We start from the raw sequence: 14,858 nt of genomic DNA on the forward strand, positions 1-14,858 counted from the left end.
CCCGCCTTAGCCGATTCGCGAAATTTTCAGCAGATGTTTCAGGTCATCCAACACATCACCCCCCGGCACACTTGCCGGGTAGCGCATCATAATGTTGCCTAAGGGGTCTACCAGCAGCAGTTGTGGCGCCTGGGATGGCTCCACGCCCGGGGGCCATACGGGAGTTTGGGCCGGCAACGGCGTAAAACGCTCCATACGCTCAAAGTCTGCCGGCCAGCGCTGGGCCAGAGCCGGTGGCAGGCTTGTCAGGGCCGCACCACGGCTGACCCGTGTGGCGTATTTGCCGAGCGCAATGCTGGTTTGGCGTGTGGTGTACAGCAGTTGTTGGCAAACCTCTGTGCAGTTGTCCGCCACCACCAGCAGCAACCACGTGGCGCTGGTTTGCGTGGGACCGAAACGGGCTGCCAGCGGCGTGCCCTGCGCGGTTTGCAACTGCAAATTGCTGAGCGGAACAAGGGGCGTCACCAGAGCACCGTTGTTGGTGTGCTCAGTCGGATTGAGCCAGCCGCCATAGAACATCGCACTGGCCAGAATAATCGGGCCAAAAACCACCGCCATGAGCAGCAGAGCCATGCGCCGCCCTTTGCGTATCTGCTGCGGGCTCATGGGCTTGGGCGAAGCTGTCTGGGAATTCTGCTGGGCCACCGTTGTTGTCATTATTGGCTCCTGAACGAGTCACGGCTGTTGTAGGACGACTATTAAGTAGAACTGCGAATAAAATTACTACAGGATTGCTGTATCGCTAATCTGCAGCTTTACGGTAACTGGCCACCACCGTCAATACAGTCAGCATTAGCGCCAACGCAAACCACTGGGTGGCGTAACCGTAATGGGTTGCGGCGGCCATTCGGTCTGGCGCCCAGTCAGCCCGCAATGCGCCCGGCTGGTTCTGGTCAGCCAGGCGCAAAATCAACCCGGGCAATTCCGGCACCACATCTTGCGCCACCTCCGGAGGCAGGCTTTGCACCCGCCTTGGCCAACCACTGCCTGCCTGAACGGCCGCCAGCACCGGTGGTTGGGGAAAGTCTGCCAGGCGTCCGGAAATTTCTACCCGTTCTTGTGTCACTAAGGTTTCCGGCAACTGCTGACGGGTACGCGGTGCAATTACCCAGCCGCGATTAACCACCAGCGCCGGCCCCTGGAGTGGATAAAACACCGTTAACACCTCGTATCCGGCCATGCCATCGCGGGTGCGATTGTCCAGCAGCCAGGTGGTGTCGCCGTATGATCCGTCAAGCTTCACAGGTCGTCCCGCATCCAGGCCCTGCTCTACCAGCTGCGGCCAAGCCAGTTCGGACGTCTGCTGTTGCCACTGGCCCTGCTGTTGCTGTTTGAACTCGGCACGCTGCAATTGCCATATCCCCAAACCCAGCAACAGCGGTAAAAATAGCCCGCTAAACAGCATAAGACGCCAATCCCAGTGCCAGTAACGTCGTGAGCCCTGCGAATTACCCATGCTTTGCTATAGTGAACAGACCGACTAACCAAACGGACCTGTACATGTTAAAAATACTCATTGTTGCCCTGCTACTGGCGGTGATCGTCAGCCTGTTCAGCGGCCTGTTTTTTCTGATACGCGACGGTGGAAAAACCAATCGCGTTATCAATTCCCTCGCGCTGCGCGTTGCCCTGAGCGTGCTGTTGCTGTTGGTCATTCTGTTGTCGCTCTGGCAAGGCGGCTTAACGCTGAATCCTACACCCTAACTTCAGCTCTGACAAAGCAGATGAGCGATGTCAGATCACGTACACAAACACAAACAGCATCAGCCAAACTACGTCGACAAAGTGCCAGTACCAGGCCGCCGCCTCGAACCCGAAGTGATTGTCAGCGCTGAAATGACCTTTGCTAATGCGAATTAGCATCACAGTCAGCATGATGGTGCCCAAAATCACGTGAGCACCGTGGAATCCGGTCAACATAAAGAAGGTGCTGCCATAAATCCCGGACTGTAGGGTCAGGTTCAGCTCCTGATAGGCGTGCATGTATTCTTCGGCCTGCAAACCCACAAATACCAGCGCCAGAATAATAGTGGCGCCCAGCCACAGTTTCAGTTTTTTACGTTTATCGGCCTTTAGCGCATGATGAGCAACGGTAATGGTGAATGACGAGCTCACCAGCAAAATGGTGTTTATCAGCGGCAGGCCCCAGGGCCCTATGACGCCCTTGGGCGCTGGGTACAAGCTGGGGTCAGGCGTGTTAATCAGCGGCCAGGTTGCCTGAAACCCTTCCCACAACATATTCGAGCTACCGCGATCGCCCTCGCCCCCCAACCAGGGAACGGCAAACACACGGGCGTAAAACAGCGCGCCAAAAAACGCCGCAAAAAACATGATTTCAGAAAAAATAAACCAGCTCATGCCCCAGCGAAAAGACCGGTCCATTTGTGGGCTGTGAAGGCCAGCACGGCTTTCACGCACCACGCTGCCAAACCAGCCGAAAATCATATAAGCCATCAATAACAAGCCCACAGTAAAGATCATCCAGCCACTGCTGGTACTGGCACCCTGACCGCCGTCGACCATAATAGTGGCTGCGCCGAACAGCGTCGTACCCAGCCCAAACGTAGCAATAATCGGCCATTTGCTTTGATCCGGTACGTAATACTTCTGGTATTCCGACATGATTAACGCACCTCCGGTGGTGTGGAGAAGGTGTGGTAGGGCGCAGGTGAAGGCACGGTCCATTCCAGGCCCTCCGCGCCGTCCCAGGGATTGGCCGCCGCTGGCTCACCGCCGCCGCGGGCGCATTTCACGACAATAAACAGGAACAGAAGCTGGGTAGCCCCGAACAGGAATGCGCCTATGCTTGACACCATGTTGAAATCGGCAAATTGCAGGGCGTAATCCGGAATTCGCCGCGGCATACCCGCCAGCCCCAAAAAGTGCATGGGGAAAAACGCCAGGTTCATACCCACGAACGACAACCAGAAATGGGTCTTGGCCAGGGTTTCGTCATACATGTAGCCGGTCCACTTGGGCAGCCAGAAGTACGCAGAAGCAAAGATGCCAAAGATTGCGCCGGGCACCAGCACGTAGTGGAAATGCGCCACCACAAAGTAGGTGTCGTGGTATTGGAAATCGGCCGGAGCAATGGCCAGCATCAGCCCGGAAAACCCACCCACAGTGAACAAAATGATGAACGCGATGGCGAACAGCATCGGGGCCTCGAAGGTCATCGAACCACGGAACATGGTCGCCACCCAGTTAAACACCTTAACCCCGGTGGGTACCGCAATCAGCAAAGTGGCATACATAAAGAACAGCTGGCCGGCGACGGGAATACCCACCGTAAACATGTGGTGGGCCCATACCAGGAACGACAGCAGCGCAATGGCGCACGTCGCGTACACCATAGAGGCATGGCCAAACAGCGGTTTACGGGAAAACGCCGGAACTATGTGAGAAATAGCGCCGAACGCCGGCAAAATCATGATGTACACCTCGGGGTGCCCGAAGAACCAGAATATATGCTGGAACAGCACCGGATCGCCGCCACCGGAGGCGTCAAAGAAGCTGGTACCGAAGTTGATGTCCATCAGCATCATGGTCAGCACACCTGCCAAAACCGGCATAACCGCCAGTAAAAGAAACGCGGTAATCAGCCAAGTCCACACAAACAGGGGCATTTTCATCAGCGTCATGCCCGGCGCACGCATGTTCAAAATGGTGGCAATCACGTTCATGGCGCCCATAATCGACGACGCACCGGCAATGTGCAGGGCAAAGATAAAGTACGTGGTGCTAGGCGGGCCGTAGGTGGTCGACAGCGGCGCGTAGAAGGTCCAGCCGAAGTTGGGGCCGCCGCCGTCCATAAACAGAGTGGATACCAGAATCAGGAAGGAGCAGGGCAGCAACCAAAAGCTCCAGTTGTTCATCCGCGGCAGCGCCATATCCGGTGCGCCGATCATCAGCGGTAGCATCCAGTTAGCCAGGCCCACAAAGGCCGGCATCACCGCACCAAACACCATAATAAGCCCGTGCATGGTGGTCAGCTGGTTGAAAAATTCCGGCTGCACAATTTGTAGCCCGGGCTGAAACAGCTCGGCGCGGATAACCATGGCCATGGTGCCGCCCAACAGGAACATAGTAAAACTGAATATCAGGTACATGGTCCCGATATCTTTGTGGTTGGTCGTGAACAGCCAACGAGTCCAACCCTTGGCTGGGCCGTGATGATCGTGGTTCTGCTCTAAAGAATGCTCTGAGGTGTGAGCGTCTGCAACCGTACTCATAATATCTCCCGTAACCGCCGTGTTATTCTTGTAGGGGCCCGGGTTGGCAGCGTGGCGCCGCCAACGGGTCACTGTTGTTGCTGAATTTTGTAATCAAAAATTTCCTTGGGCGTCACCATGTCGCCCACGTTGTTACCCCAGGCGTTACGCTCGTAGGTGATGATCGCCGCAATATCGGCTTCGTTGAGCTGCTCGCCAAAGGCTTGCATGGCGGTACCGCGCTTGCCGTTGACCACAATATCGATATGGCCAGCTATGTCGCCGACGGCGATAGCACTGCCACGCAGCGCCGGAAACGACGGCGGCAAGCCGCTGCCATCGGCCTGGTGGCAGGCGGCACAAGTGCTTTGATAACTTTTCTCACCGCGCTCCATCAGTTCGGCCATGGTCCATTCTTTCTGGGTCAGTTCTTTTTCTTTCTCGGCCGCAGCGCGCTGCTCACCAATCCAGGTCTGGTATTCGGCCTGCGGCACCGCTTCCACCACAATGGGCATAAAGCCATGGTCTTTGCCGCACAGCTCGGTGCACTGGCCGCGGTAAGTGCCCGGCGTGTCCACCCGAATCCAGGCTTCGTTGATAAAACCGGGAATGGCGTCTTTCTTCAGCCCGAACTCCGGCACCCACCAGGAGTGAATCACATCATTTGCGGTCATCAATAACCGCACTTTCTGGCCCACCGGCACCACCAGCGGGTTATCGACTTCCAGCAGGTAATTTTCACCTTTGGTCTGGCGGTTATTAATCTGGTCGCGGGGGGTGCTCAAACTGGAGAAGTAACCGAACTCGTCGTCCAGGTAATCGTATTTCCATTTCCACTGATAGCCGGTGATCTTGATATCCACATCGGCTTCGGTGGTGTCATACATATCAATCAGCGTAACGGTGGCCGGAATCGCCATAGCCACAAGAATAACCAGAGGAATGATGGTCCAAAGCACTTCCACCGTGGTGTTCTCGTGGAAGTTCGCGGGTTTGTGACCGCGAGACTTACGATGGGCGAAGATCGACCAGAACATGACGCCGAACACCACAACACCGATGACCACACATATCCACAGAATGGTCATGTGCAAGCCGTAAATGTCGTTGCTGGTCTGGGTAACACCGGGGCTCATGTTCATGGTCCAGTCCGCCATGGACATCACCGGGAACAGAGCCAAGCCGCATAGGGCCAAAGCCCGCTTTGCGCGCACACGCATATTGCGTCTCCACATGAATTATTATTGTCGGGTGACAGACTGCTATCGAATATCTTGAGCGTTAGTATAGCCAAAAAGATAATGAAAAGGCTAACAAACAGCTGGAATTCAACAATGTTATGATCCCAACGCTTTACCGCCGTGACTGTTCTGGATAGCCGTTTATGAAGCCTTTGCACCGTTTGACCCGTCTGGACCACCGCTTGTGGGCGTTGGCGTGGCCGTTGATGCTCACCAACCTGACTGTACCGATGCTTGGCCTGGTAGACACCGCCGTGCTGGGGCACCTGCCAGATCCGCAATACCTCGGCGCTGTGGCTGTGGGCGCTAACCTGTTCAGCATTTTGTACTGGACTTTTGGCTTTATGCGCATGGGCACCACCGGTTTGGCGGCTCAGGCCTGGGGCAAGCGTGACGAGCATGAGCAGGTGGCACTGTTGGTGCGATCGCTGTTGTTGGCAGTGGTCATCGGTTTAGTATTGATTACTTTTCAACAGCCATTGATACACGCCGGTCTGGCGCTGATGAACCCCAGCGCAGGCGTGTTGGAATTGGCCTCCGAATACGCCGCCATCCGCATCTGGAGCGCGCCGGCGGTGCTGTGCCAGTACACCCTGGTGGGTTGGCTGATTGGCACCCAGTATTCCCGCGGCCCAATGATCATGCTGGTGGTGGCCAACGGCGTGAATCTGGTGCTAGACGTGCTGTTTGTGACCGGGTTCGGCTGGAACAGCCGCGGGGTGGCCATGGCTACGGTGATTGCAGAATACGGTGCGGCGCTGATTGGTTTGGCGATCGTGTTACGGCGCATGCCCGAAGGCCAGCGCATGACCCGCGCGCTGATCGGCACCCTTGCAGACTACCTGCGCATACTTCAGGTAAACCGTTTTATTATGGTGCGCACCATCGCCTTGCTGTTGGCGTTTGCCTTTTTTACCGCTCAAGGCGCGCGCCAGGGCGACGCTATTCTGGCCGCCAACGCGGTACTGTTTACTTTTCTGCTGGTTATTTCCAACGCTCTGGATGGCTTTGCCAACGCCGCTGAAGCTCTGATCGGCGAGGCCGTCGGCCGTGGCGACCGGCGCCAGTTCAAGCGGGTATTCGACACTGCCCTGCGCTGGTCGGTTTGGGGCGCCTTGCTGCTGACAGCGCTTTTTGTACTGGGCGGCCAGACGCTGATCGGATTATTAACCAACATCGAAGCCGTGCAAATCAACGCCTGGCAGTATCTGCCCTGGGTGTGGCTGCTGCCTTTCACCGCGGTGTGGGGGTTTCTATTTGACGGCGTTTTCATTGGCGCCACCCAAACCCGAGCCATGCAGAACACCATGCTATTTGCCGCCCTGGGCGTGTATTTGCCGGTGTGGTGGCTAACCACCGACTGGGGAAATCACGGTTTGTGGTTCGCGATGATCAGCCTGATGCTGGCGCGAGCGCTGAGTATGGGATTGGTATACCTGCATTTTAATCGTCAGGGGCGCTGGTTTCGCAATAAGGAAAGCCGATAACAGCTTCCCGCAACCAGATTAAATTGTTGACGCCCTAGCCGGCAAGGCTGAAATAGTCGTCTACACTTTATTTACATCACAGGCTTCACCCTGCGCCTAACCAGGCCATTTGCCTGCACAATCCATATACCCGTGACATGAACGGGAGGCGCCTTGCGATCCTTTTACGTATCGACACCGGCAACCGTGCACATGACTCCGAAAGCAGTCCTGGACATCATTGACACTGCAAGGTGCAGGGAAGCCCGCTCAGGCGCTTTTTTGCGCCACCTGCAGCTGCGTGCCAAGGCGCTGCCAACGTGCATCAGCTTTAACAATCGAGCGCCGGCTAGCTGCCTGTTTCAGTTTTCGGTGGAATACATCGAAACGGCTCCGCGGCTGATTAACGCGGTTGACACCTGCGCCCGCGACGCCGGCCACGAAGGTCTATTCACGCCCTTTCTAGACGCCGCCACCCGTTTTTTTACCAACCCGTCTGTGCTTCTTAGCCACTATATCGGCCTTGACGGGCTGCTAATCAGCGCCTATCTGTGCCACCGCCTGATGGAAGATATGTACGAAAATAACCACAGCTTCCGCAGCAGCCAACTGGTGGATCTGGAGGCCATACGGGCCAACCTGCTGGTACACGAGCTCATTGGCGAGCCCTTCGCCAATGAGCTGGACGATGCGGTAGCGATAACCGTGCGGCAGATTGCCGGCAGCCCGGACTACTACGATCTTGATCTGGACCCGTTCGTGGCACAGGCCAACAACGCGGCTTGGGACTCAATGCGCCATTATTGGGACAATCTACTGGTGCGTAACCACATCCGCTTTACTCTGGGCAATCGCCGCCGGCGCTAGCCTCTTCTACATTCAGCATTTGGTATATCGCATTCATTGCCTTGCGCCTGACGCCGAAGCCGTTAAGCTGTGCGCTGTCTTTTACCTGCCCCGGGGCCCAAACCATGCTTGCCAATACCGATCTTGGAAAACTGATTATCCGCCTCACTTTGGGCGGCCTGCTGCTGTTTCACGGCATCGATAAACTGATGAACGGTGTGGGCTTTATTGAAGCCCAGCTAGTCAGCCATAACCTGCCGGCGTTTCTGGCCTGGGGCGTGATTATTGGCGAAGTACTGGCCCCATTGATGATTATTCTGGGTTTTCATACCCGCACCGGCGCCCTGTTGATTGTGGCAAACATGTTGGTGGCCCTGGCACTGGTGCACAGCCACCAGTTGATGCTGCTCAGCAGCAACGGCGGGCTGCACCTGGAACTGCAGTTTTTCTTTCTGATGAGTGCTGTAGCCGTGTTTTTCCTCGGTTCAGGCCGCTATACCCTGCGCAACTGAGTGCCAAACGAGGATTCCGTGTCTGCTGAAGCCCCGCTGGAACCTGGCCACTATTGCCACTTTAAAGGTGAAGGCTGGCGGACTTGTCGATATGGAAGCAACTCGTGCTAACCTGCTGGTACACGAGTTATTTGGCAAAATTGGCAGTGCCTGACTCCACCCGACCCCGGAAGATGCTGCTCAATCGAAAGGTTCGTAGCCAAAATGAAAAAACAAACCGTTTTGCTGATGGCCTGTTGTCTTCTACCGGCTTCTTTACTGGCAGATGAATTGACGGTCAGGGTTCAGCTTGCTGATGGCGCCGCGCCGGTCGCGGGAGCCGTTGTGTATTTAAATGGCGGCAGCAAGCCCTATCCCGTGCGGTCAGAAGTGTCTCAGAAAAACCGTATGTTTCATCCCCATGTGTTGATTCTGCCCGCAGGTTCCAGCGTGGACTTCCCCAATCAGGACAACACCCAGCACCACGTCTATTCTTTTTCGCCGGCGAAAACCTTTAATCTCGAACTCTATGCTGATAAGCCCGAAGCGCCGGTTGTGTTTGATCAGCCCGGCATTGTCGAGCTTGGCTGTAATATTCACGACCATATGCAAGCTTTTATTGTTGTCGCCGATACCCGTGCCATCGGCCAAACCAATGAGCAGGGCGAGGTAACGATCGCGCTAGACTTCGGCGACACTCAGGTACCCGGCTCTCTGAGCCTGAATATCTGGCACCCACGCCTACCAGACAACACCAGGCCGCTGGTTCGGGAAATTAATGCTGCCAGTCTGACAAATCTCAGTATAGAAACCGTCAGTATTGAGCTTACGCCTGAGCCACGCCTCGAGGGCCCAATGAATGATCTTCAAAAGCGATTTCAGGAACTTTGATGGATGGACCGACTAACCGCATAGGGTTTCGCGGTCGCCTGGTTACGGCCATGGTTGCTATGGTCGCCCTGGTAAGCCTGCTGATCGGCGCGCTGATGATGGTGTACCTGTTCGAAGACGAAAAGCGCCGTGCCCTGGAACAACTCACGATCGCCGAGCGCTTAACCACCGAGGTGATTGAACGCCGCACCGACCTCGAGCTCTCCCGCCTCGATGTCGTTGTCCGCGACTTTGGTTTTCGTTCTGCCATTGCCAGCCGCAATCCGGCAACCCTGAACAGCGCTCTGGAAAACCACAGCGGGCGCGTAGACGCAGACTTTGCGCTACTGCTAGATAGCCAGGGACAACTCCTGGCATCTACGTTGACACAAACGATACCCGGCATTACCGAAACGCAGCTGGCCACAGCGCGTAAAAACGGCGCTGACCGTTCACTGTTGACCATTAACCAGCGCGGCTATGAGGTGCTGGTCATTCCTGTCGAAGCGCCAGGGTTAAGAGCATGGCTGGTTGCCGGTTTCGAGCTCGATCAGGAACTGGCAAACGTCATCGCCCGGCTCAGCGGCAGTTCGGTTATTTTTCGGGCGAACTCGAACGTCTCCAGCGGTTTCACTAACTTTGCCGCGTCCTCCAATATCGACAGCGCCGGGAGCGCGGCTCTGAACATATCTACAAACGGCCAAAACTTTATCAAAAGCGACCGCTACTTCACTCGCACGCTGAACTTGGGAGCTTTCGAGCAAAGCTCATTCGAGGCGGTTCTGCTGACCAGCCGAGAAGCCAGCCTGCAAAATTATTACAGCCGGGCCCTGGCAATAGCCCTGCTGGTGGCTGTCATCATGGCACTTGCCATATTACTGGCACTGCTCACCGCCAGGCATCTTGGCCGGCCGGTGTTGCAACTGGCCCACTACGCTCGGGCCGTCGGGCAGGGAGAAAACCCGCCGGCGCCTGATATCCGCACCGGAGGCGAGCTGAGGCAACTCAGGGATGCGCTTCGGGACACGCTGGCCCGGCTTATCCGTCGCGAAGCGGAAATCCGCCATGCCGCAACCCATGACGAAGTCACCGGGCTAGGCAACCGTAACGCTCTGATGCAAAAGGCCGAAGATGGCTTTAGCGCCGATAAACCCTGCAGCCTGATTGGCCTGCGTGTTAGCGATCTTTCCGACATAAACGATACGCTCGGCCTGGAGTTCGGCGATAAAGTCCTGCTCGGCCTCTCGCAGCGGCTGCGTGATAACCTACCGGATGCCAGCCTGCTTGCACGCACCGGTGGCCGTGAGTTTCTGGCGCTGATTCCCAAGCTCAGCCCTGAAGCGCTGGAGCAACTTGCGCTGGCTCTGCGTAACATCGCCGAATCACCCCTGAATATCGACAACACCCCGTTTTCCCTGCGTGCAAGCCTGATAACACTGCAATTACCTACCGATGCCAGCCAAACCAATGAGCTGAGAAGACGCGTAAACCTGACCTTTGAGCAGGCCTTGCAAAAAGGTGTTGCAGTTGCACGATATGAGCCGGGCCAGGATGAAAACCACCTGCGCGAACTCAAACTGGTCTCAGACCTGCACAGTGCAATCCGCCACGACGGCCTGCACATGAACTACCAACCCAAACTGGATAACAGCACCGGGCAGTTGCTTCAAGTGGAAGCTCTGGTGCGCTGGATACACCCGGAGCTGGGCTTTATATCACCGGAAGAATTCATCTTCCTTGCCGAGCAGTCAGGGCAGATCAATGACCTGACCGATCATATCCTGCAGAAGGTTGCCAACGATGCCCGCGCCTGGTTCAACGCGGGCCTGGATGCCGGTGTCGCAATAAACCTGTCCGCAATGGACCTGACCTGGCCGGCGCTGACCGATCGCGTAGCCAGCATTTTTGGCGGCTGGCACCACAACATGGAGCGCATCACCCTGGAAGTAACAGAAGGCGCGTTGATGGAGGACCCAGTAGAAGCGATGGCGACATTGAACCGCCTCCGAAACCTGGGCGTAACCCTGTCCGTTGACGATTTTGGCACTGGCTATTCTTCGCTGTCACAGCTACGAAAACTACCTGTTCAGGAACTGAAAATAGACAAATCTTTTGTGCTCAGACTAAATTCCGAACCTCAGGACCAGTTGATTGTAAAATCCACCATCGATATGGCCCACGGGCTTGGACTAAAGGTAGTCGCCGAGGGTATCGAGAACCTTGAAACCTGGAAATTGCTGCAGGCCTGGGGCTGCGATGTTGGCCAGGGCTTTTATCTGAGCCGTCCGGTTTCTGCAGATAAGCTTGCGCAGACGGTTGCGGCCCTGGCAGAGCGCCAGCAGGAACTGAGCGAAACAACGCCGGAGCATTCGCCATGACACGTTTTTCCAGCAAACGGGGTGCTGTGATATTCACGCCCTTGCTGGCCATGGGGGTTCTTGCGATACCCTTGGCCTCTGCGGATATTGGCAGTCGCCTCTGGGCAACCGGTGGCGTCACCACTATAGAAGGCAGCGCCGGCGGCGGGCTAGTGCCCTGGGCCTTGCTTGGCAGCTACGCAAGTGATGAAGAATGGGGCGGAACTGTTGCCATAAGTCGCGCCGAGGTGGATGACTACACGCTCGCGGTCATTGGTGCCAGTTTGAACTGGAACAACCGGGTTGAAGTTACATTCGCACGGCAGACTCTGGATCTGAGCAGCCTGAAACAGGATGAACTCAATCAGGATATTTTCGGTGTGAAAGTACGGCTGATGGGAGACGCACTCTATAGCCCTTGGGGCCAGTGGTCTGCCGGCGTGCAGCACAAACGGCAGCAGGATTTCACCGTGCCGGAAGCTATCGGTGCCCGGGACAACGGCGGCACGGACGTCTATTTCGCCGGGTCGAAACTGTTTTTTGCCGCCATGTTTGGCCGCAACCTGCTGGTAAACGCCACCGTGCGTGGAACCCGTGCCAACCAGGGCGGGCTGCTGGGTTTTGGCGGCGACCTCAATAATAACTATGAGTTTATGGCCGAAGCCGGCGCCGGCGTATTTATTAACCGGCAATGGCTGCTGGGCGCCGAGTACCGACAGAAGCCGGATAACCTGGGATTAGCCCCCGAAGACGACTGGTGGGACCTGTTTATAGCCTGGGTACCGGACCGTAGGCTGGCCGTGACAGCAGCGTTCGTTAATCTGGGTGATGTCGCAACCCTGAAAGATCAGCAGGGTGTTTATCTGTCTCTGCAGGGGAGTTTCTGATCATGCGCCTGGGCATAATGACGACCCACTTCGCCGCTCTTGTTGTCCTGGCCAGCCTTGTTCTAACGGGCTGCCAAAGCTTTCACCGTGAACCCGACAACAGCCTCTACCTTCAGTTGGGCGAGCGCGCAGGCATTGCGGATGTGGTGGAGGATCTGCTGTATCTCATCGTGGATGACACGCGAATTAGTCATCAGTTCAAAGGCATAAACGTTGCGCAGTTTCATCGCCACCTGACAGACCAATTGTGTGAACTCAGTGGCGGCCCATGCGAGTATGCAGGGCGCGAGATGCGCGAATCACACGCGGCCATGGGGATTACAAACACCCAGTTTAATGCCCTGGTAGAGAACCTTATTCTCGCTATGGAAGAAAACGATGTGCCAACAGCGGCGCAAAACCGGCTGATTAAAAAACTGCTACCGATGTACCCGGATATCCGGCATCTTTAAAAACCCGCAGTGAAAAAAAGTCACAAAAAGGGTTATAAAGACAAAGGCAGCAAAGACAAGTGCAACGAAAACGAGGCACGACACCCGCATGACTGAAAAAAAAATAGATATCCTTCCGGGCCGCTATCGGCACTACAAGGGCAAAGATTACGAAGTGATCGACATTGCCCGCCACAGCGAGACCGAGGAAAAATTGGTGGTCTACCGCTGCCTCTACGGCGATTACAGCCTTTGGGTGCGCCCCCTCAGCATGTTCCGCGAAACCGTAAACGTTGCAGGGGAGCAGCTTCCGCGTTTTGCTCGTATCGACCAACCCTAAACGTTACACAAGCCCTTTGACTAAGCTGGCAAATTACTGCACATTACCGCGTTTTCATAATCTCAGCCTTCGCAAGAAGGCTGGATAACTCATCGCGCGTACCCGGAGTTTGCCATGAATGCCGTTGTTGCTGCGGTGCTGATCATGCTTGTGTTAAGCCTGGTCCGCATTCACGTTGTTGTTGCCCTGATAGTAGGCGCCGTTTCCGGAGGCCTAATCGCCGGAATGTCGCTGAACGATACCATTGATGCCTTCAACAATGGATTGGGCGGAGGCGCCAAAGTGGCGCTGTCGTACGCCGTTCTGGGCGCCTTTGCGGTTGCCATCGGTAAATCTGGCCTGGCCAACCTGCTGGCCGACAAAATCCTCGCCAAAGTCGGCCAAAGCGAAGGTAGCAGTACGGCTGTGAAAAGCGTGCGCTACATGATCATCGCCATTCTGGTGGCCATTGCACTGTCGTCCCAGAACATCCTGCCAATTCACATTGCGTTTATTCCACTGGTGGTTCCGCCGCTGCTGTATGTCATGGCCAAGCTGAAAATGGACCGCCGCATGGTGGCGTGCGCACTTACCTTCGGCCTGATTACCCCGTACATGTTCATACCCGTAGGTTTTGGCGGTATTTACCTGAACGAAATCCTGATGGCTAAAATCAGCGCCAACGGTGGCGATATCGAAGGTCTGAGCGTCATGAAAGCCATGGCTCTGCCTGCCCTGGGTATGCTCTGTGGCCTGCTGGTCGCTATTTTTATTACCTACCGCGGCGAACGTAACTACAATCTCAGCGCCATAACCCGCACCGAAAACGTCACCACCACCTACAAACCCATGACTCTGGTGATGGCGCTGGCCGCCATTGTGGTCACCTTTGTGGTGCAGTTGTGGCTCGGCTCCATGATTCTGGGCGCATTGGCCGGCTTCCTGCTGTTCAACCTGTCTGGCGTGGTGAAGTGGAAAAAAGCCGACGACCTGTTCACCGAGGGCATGAAAATGCTGGCGATGATCGGTTTCATAATGATCGCCGCCTCCGGCTTTGCCGAAGTCATGCGCGAGACCGGCGAAATCACCACTCTGGTGCAAGGCTCGGTCGACATCATCGGCGCCAACAAAGCCCTGGCGGCCCTGCTGATGCTGCTGGTAGGCCTGATGATTACCTTGGGTATTGGTTCGTCCTTCTCCACCATTCCCATCATTGCGGCGCTGTATGTGCCGATGGCGCTGGAAATGGGTTTCAGCTCCATGGCCATCATTGCCTTGGTCGGCACTGCGGGTGCATTGGGTGACGCGGGTTCGCCAGCTTCTGACTCGACACTCGGGCCCACCGCCGGCCTGAATGCCGACGGCCAGCACAATCACATATGGGATTCAGTGGTGCCCACGTTCTTGCACTTCAACTTGCCTTTGCTTGGTTTTGGTTGGGTTGCGGCGATGGTTCTTTAAAGTTTGGGAGTTTTTATCTGAAACGCAGCCTGGTTGTTTTGGAGGCTGCGATGAGAATTGTTATATTTTTTTCTTGGAAATGTAACTCGCTGCGCTCAGACACTCATTTCCGGCGATAAAAAATACAACAATCCTCCTCACGTTAGAACAACGTAGATATGCGAGGATAAAGACCTAAAAGCAAAGCGAAAATCTGGCTTTATTCTTTTGCCAGCCTATCTCTACAGTCAAATGGGAAGGGTGTGGGGTGTCTTTTCTGTCGGGAAAAATATGTCTGA

15 protein-coding genes are annotated in these 14,858 nt (G+C 55.7%); 10 read left to right on the forward strand and 5 right to left on the reverse strand.

Going from position 1 to position 14,858, the window contains the following annotated elements; genetic code table 11:
- Positions 1 to 6: 6 nt before the first annotated feature.
- The gene (locus tag MELB17_RS06260) at positions 7 to 657 is read right to left on the reverse strand and encodes a hypothetical protein (protein ID WP_007349322.1); all 651 of its coding nucleotides are present in this window, start codon (positions 655 to 657) and stop codon (positions 7 to 9) included.
- A gap of 85 nt (positions 658 to 742) precedes the next feature.
- Positions 743 to 1,456 carry an SURF1 family protein gene (locus tag MELB17_RS06265; protein ID WP_227498812.1) on the reverse strand — a complete coding sequence of 238 codons (714 nt, stop codon included), beginning with the start codon at positions 1,454 to 1,456 and terminating at the stop codon, positions 743 to 745.
- 44 nt (positions 1,457 to 1,500) lie between these two features.
- Between MELB17_RS06265 and MELB17_RS06270 the strand changes: the two genes are divergently transcribed.
- Positions 1,501 to 1,704 carry a twin transmembrane helix small protein gene (locus tag MELB17_RS06270; RefSeq protein WP_007349324.1) on the forward strand — a complete coding sequence of 68 codons (204 nt, stop codon included), beginning with the start codon at positions 1,501 to 1,503 and terminating at the stop codon, positions 1,702 to 1,704.
- A gap of 30 nt (positions 1,705 to 1,734) precedes the next feature.
- Here MELB17_RS06270 and MELB17_RS06275 read toward each other — a convergent pair whose 3' ends face one another.
- From MELB17_RS06275 to coxB, 3 genes are all read right to left on the reverse strand, one after another.
- Positions 1,735 to 2,622 carry a cytochrome c oxidase subunit 3 gene (locus tag MELB17_RS06275; RefSeq protein WP_007349325.1) on the reverse strand — a complete coding sequence of 296 codons (888 nt, stop codon included), beginning with the start codon at positions 2,620 to 2,622 and terminating at the stop codon, positions 1,735 to 1,737.
- 2 nt (positions 2,623 to 2,624) lie between these two features.
- A complete protein-coding gene (gene ctaD / locus MELB17_RS06280; RefSeq protein WP_007349326.1) occupies positions 2,625 to 4,232 on the reverse strand; it encodes a cytochrome c oxidase subunit I in 1,608 nt (535 codons plus the stop codon).
- 68 nt (positions 4,233 to 4,300) lie between these two features.
- Positions 4,301 to 5,431 (reverse strand): cytochrome c oxidase subunit II, encoded by a 1,131-nt coding sequence (coxB, locus tag MELB17_RS06285; protein WP_007349327.1) that lies wholly within the window; start codon positions 5,429 to 5,431, stop codon positions 4,301 to 4,303.
- 164 nt (positions 5,432 to 5,595) lie between these two features.
- Between coxB and MELB17_RS06290 the strand changes: the two genes are divergently transcribed.
- The 9 genes from MELB17_RS06290 (at position 5,596) to MELB17_RS06330 (ending at position 14,580) form a co-directional block, all read left to right on the forward strand.
- A complete protein-coding gene (locus tag MELB17_RS06290; RefSeq protein ID WP_007349328.1) occupies positions 5,596 to 6,939 on the forward strand; it encodes an MATE family efflux transporter in 1,344 nt (447 codons plus the stop codon).
- A gap of 192 nt (positions 6,940 to 7,131) precedes the next feature.
- A complete protein-coding gene (locus tag MELB17_RS06295) occupies positions 7,132 to 7,785 on the forward strand; it encodes a hypothetical protein (protein WP_007349329.1) in 654 nt (217 codons plus the stop codon).
- 104 nt (positions 7,786 to 7,889) lie between these two features.
- On the forward strand, positions 7,890 to 8,276 hold the full coding sequence (locus tag MELB17_RS06300; protein WP_007349330.1) for a DoxX family protein: 387 nt from the start codon (positions 7,890 to 7,892) through the stop codon (positions 8,274 to 8,276).
- A gap of 204 nt (positions 8,277 to 8,480) precedes the next feature.
- Positions 8,481 to 9,146: a methylamine utilization protein gene (locus MELB17_RS06305; RefSeq protein ID WP_007349331.1), complete on the forward strand. Its 666-nt coding sequence runs from the start codon at positions 8,481 to 8,483 to the stop codon at positions 9,144 to 9,146.
- Entirely contained in the window at positions 9,146 to 11,503 is a 2,358-nt protein-coding gene (locus tag MELB17_RS06310; protein WP_007349332.1) for a putative bifunctional diguanylate cyclase/phosphodiesterase, read from the forward strand. The genes MELB17_RS06305 and MELB17_RS06310 overlap by 1 nt, the downstream gene beginning before the upstream one ends.
- The gene (locus MELB17_RS06315; RefSeq protein ID WP_007349333.1) at positions 11,500 to 12,369 is read left to right on the forward strand and encodes a DUF3034 family protein; all 870 of its coding nucleotides are present in this window, start codon (positions 11,500 to 11,502) and stop codon (positions 12,367 to 12,369) included. Before MELB17_RS06310 ends, MELB17_RS06315 begins: the two co-directional genes overlap by 4 nt.
- Before the next feature lie 2 nt (positions 12,370 to 12,371).
- Positions 12,372 to 12,821, forward strand: a complete 450-nt coding sequence (locus MELB17_RS06320; RefSeq protein ID WP_007349334.1) for a group I truncated hemoglobin — start codon at positions 12,372 to 12,374, stop codon at positions 12,819 to 12,821.
- Positions 12,822 to 12,909: 88 nt separating this feature from the next.
- Positions 12,910 to 13,140: a DUF1653 domain-containing protein gene (locus MELB17_RS06325; protein WP_007349335.1), complete on the forward strand. Its 231-nt coding sequence runs from the start codon at positions 12,910 to 12,912 to the stop codon at positions 13,138 to 13,140.
- Positions 13,141 to 13,254: 114 nt separating this feature from the next.
- A complete protein-coding gene (locus MELB17_RS06330) occupies positions 13,255 to 14,580 on the forward strand; it encodes a Na+/H+ antiporter family protein (RefSeq protein ID WP_007349336.1) in 1,326 nt (441 codons plus the stop codon).
- Positions 14,581 to 14,858 lie beyond the last annotated feature (278 nt).

Source organism: Marinobacter sp. ELB17, from assembly GCF_000169375.1.
In the GTDB taxonomy this organism is placed as follows: Bacteria; Pseudomonadota; Gammaproteobacteria; order Pseudomonadales; family Oleiphilaceae; genus Marinobacter.

Excerpts from the sequence above, each read along its gene's own strand:
- MELB17_RS06260 (WP_007349322.1), bottom strand. The coding sequence starts at position 657 with ATGACAACAACGGTGGCCCAGCAGAATTCCCAGACAGCTTCGCCCAAG.
- MELB17_RS06265 (WP_227498812.1), bottom strand. The coding sequence starts at position 1,456 with ATGGGTAATTCGCAGGGCTCACGACGTTACTGGCACTGGGATTGGCGT.
- MELB17_RS06270 (WP_007349324.1), top strand. The coding sequence starts at position 1,501 with ATGTTAAAAATACTCATTGTTGCCCTGCTACTGGCGGTGATCGTCAGC.
- MELB17_RS06275 (WP_007349325.1), bottom strand. The coding sequence starts at position 2,622 with ATGTCGGAATACCAGAAGTATTACGTACCGGATCAAAGCAAATGGCCG.
- ctaD (WP_007349326.1), bottom strand. The coding sequence starts at position 4,232 with ATGAGTACGGTTGCAGACGCTCACACCTCAGAGCATTCTTTAGAGCAG.
- coxB (WP_007349327.1), bottom strand. The coding sequence starts at position 5,431 with ATGCGTGTGCGCGCAAAGCGGGCTTTGGCCCTATGCGGCTTGGCTCTG.
- MELB17_RS06290 (WP_007349328.1), top strand. The coding sequence starts at position 5,596 with ATGAAGCCTTTGCACCGTTTGACCCGTCTGGACCACCGCTTGTGGGCG.
- MELB17_RS06295 (WP_007349329.1), top strand. The coding sequence starts at position 7,132 with ATGACTCCGAAAGCAGTCCTGGACATCATTGACACTGCAAGGTGCAGG.
- MELB17_RS06300 (WP_007349330.1), top strand. The coding sequence starts at position 7,890 with ATGCTTGCCAATACCGATCTTGGAAAACTGATTATCCGCCTCACTTTG.
- MELB17_RS06305 (WP_007349331.1), top strand. The coding sequence starts at position 8,481 with ATGAAAAAACAAACCGTTTTGCTGATGGCCTGTTGTCTTCTACCGGCT.
- MELB17_RS06310 (WP_007349332.1), top strand. The coding sequence starts at position 9,146 with ATGGATGGACCGACTAACCGCATAGGGTTTCGCGGTCGCCTGGTTACG.
- MELB17_RS06315 (WP_007349333.1), top strand. The coding sequence starts at position 11,500 with ATGACACGTTTTTCCAGCAAACGGGGTGCTGTGATATTCACGCCCTTG.
- MELB17_RS06320 (WP_007349334.1), top strand. The coding sequence starts at position 12,372 with ATGCGCCTGGGCATAATGACGACCCACTTCGCCGCTCTTGTTGTCCTG.
- MELB17_RS06325 (WP_007349335.1), top strand. The coding sequence starts at position 12,910 with ATGACTGAAAAAAAAATAGATATCCTTCCGGGCCGCTATCGGCACTAC.
- MELB17_RS06330 (WP_007349336.1), top strand. The coding sequence starts at position 13,255 with ATGAATGCCGTTGTTGCTGCGGTGCTGATCATGCTTGTGTTAAGCCTG.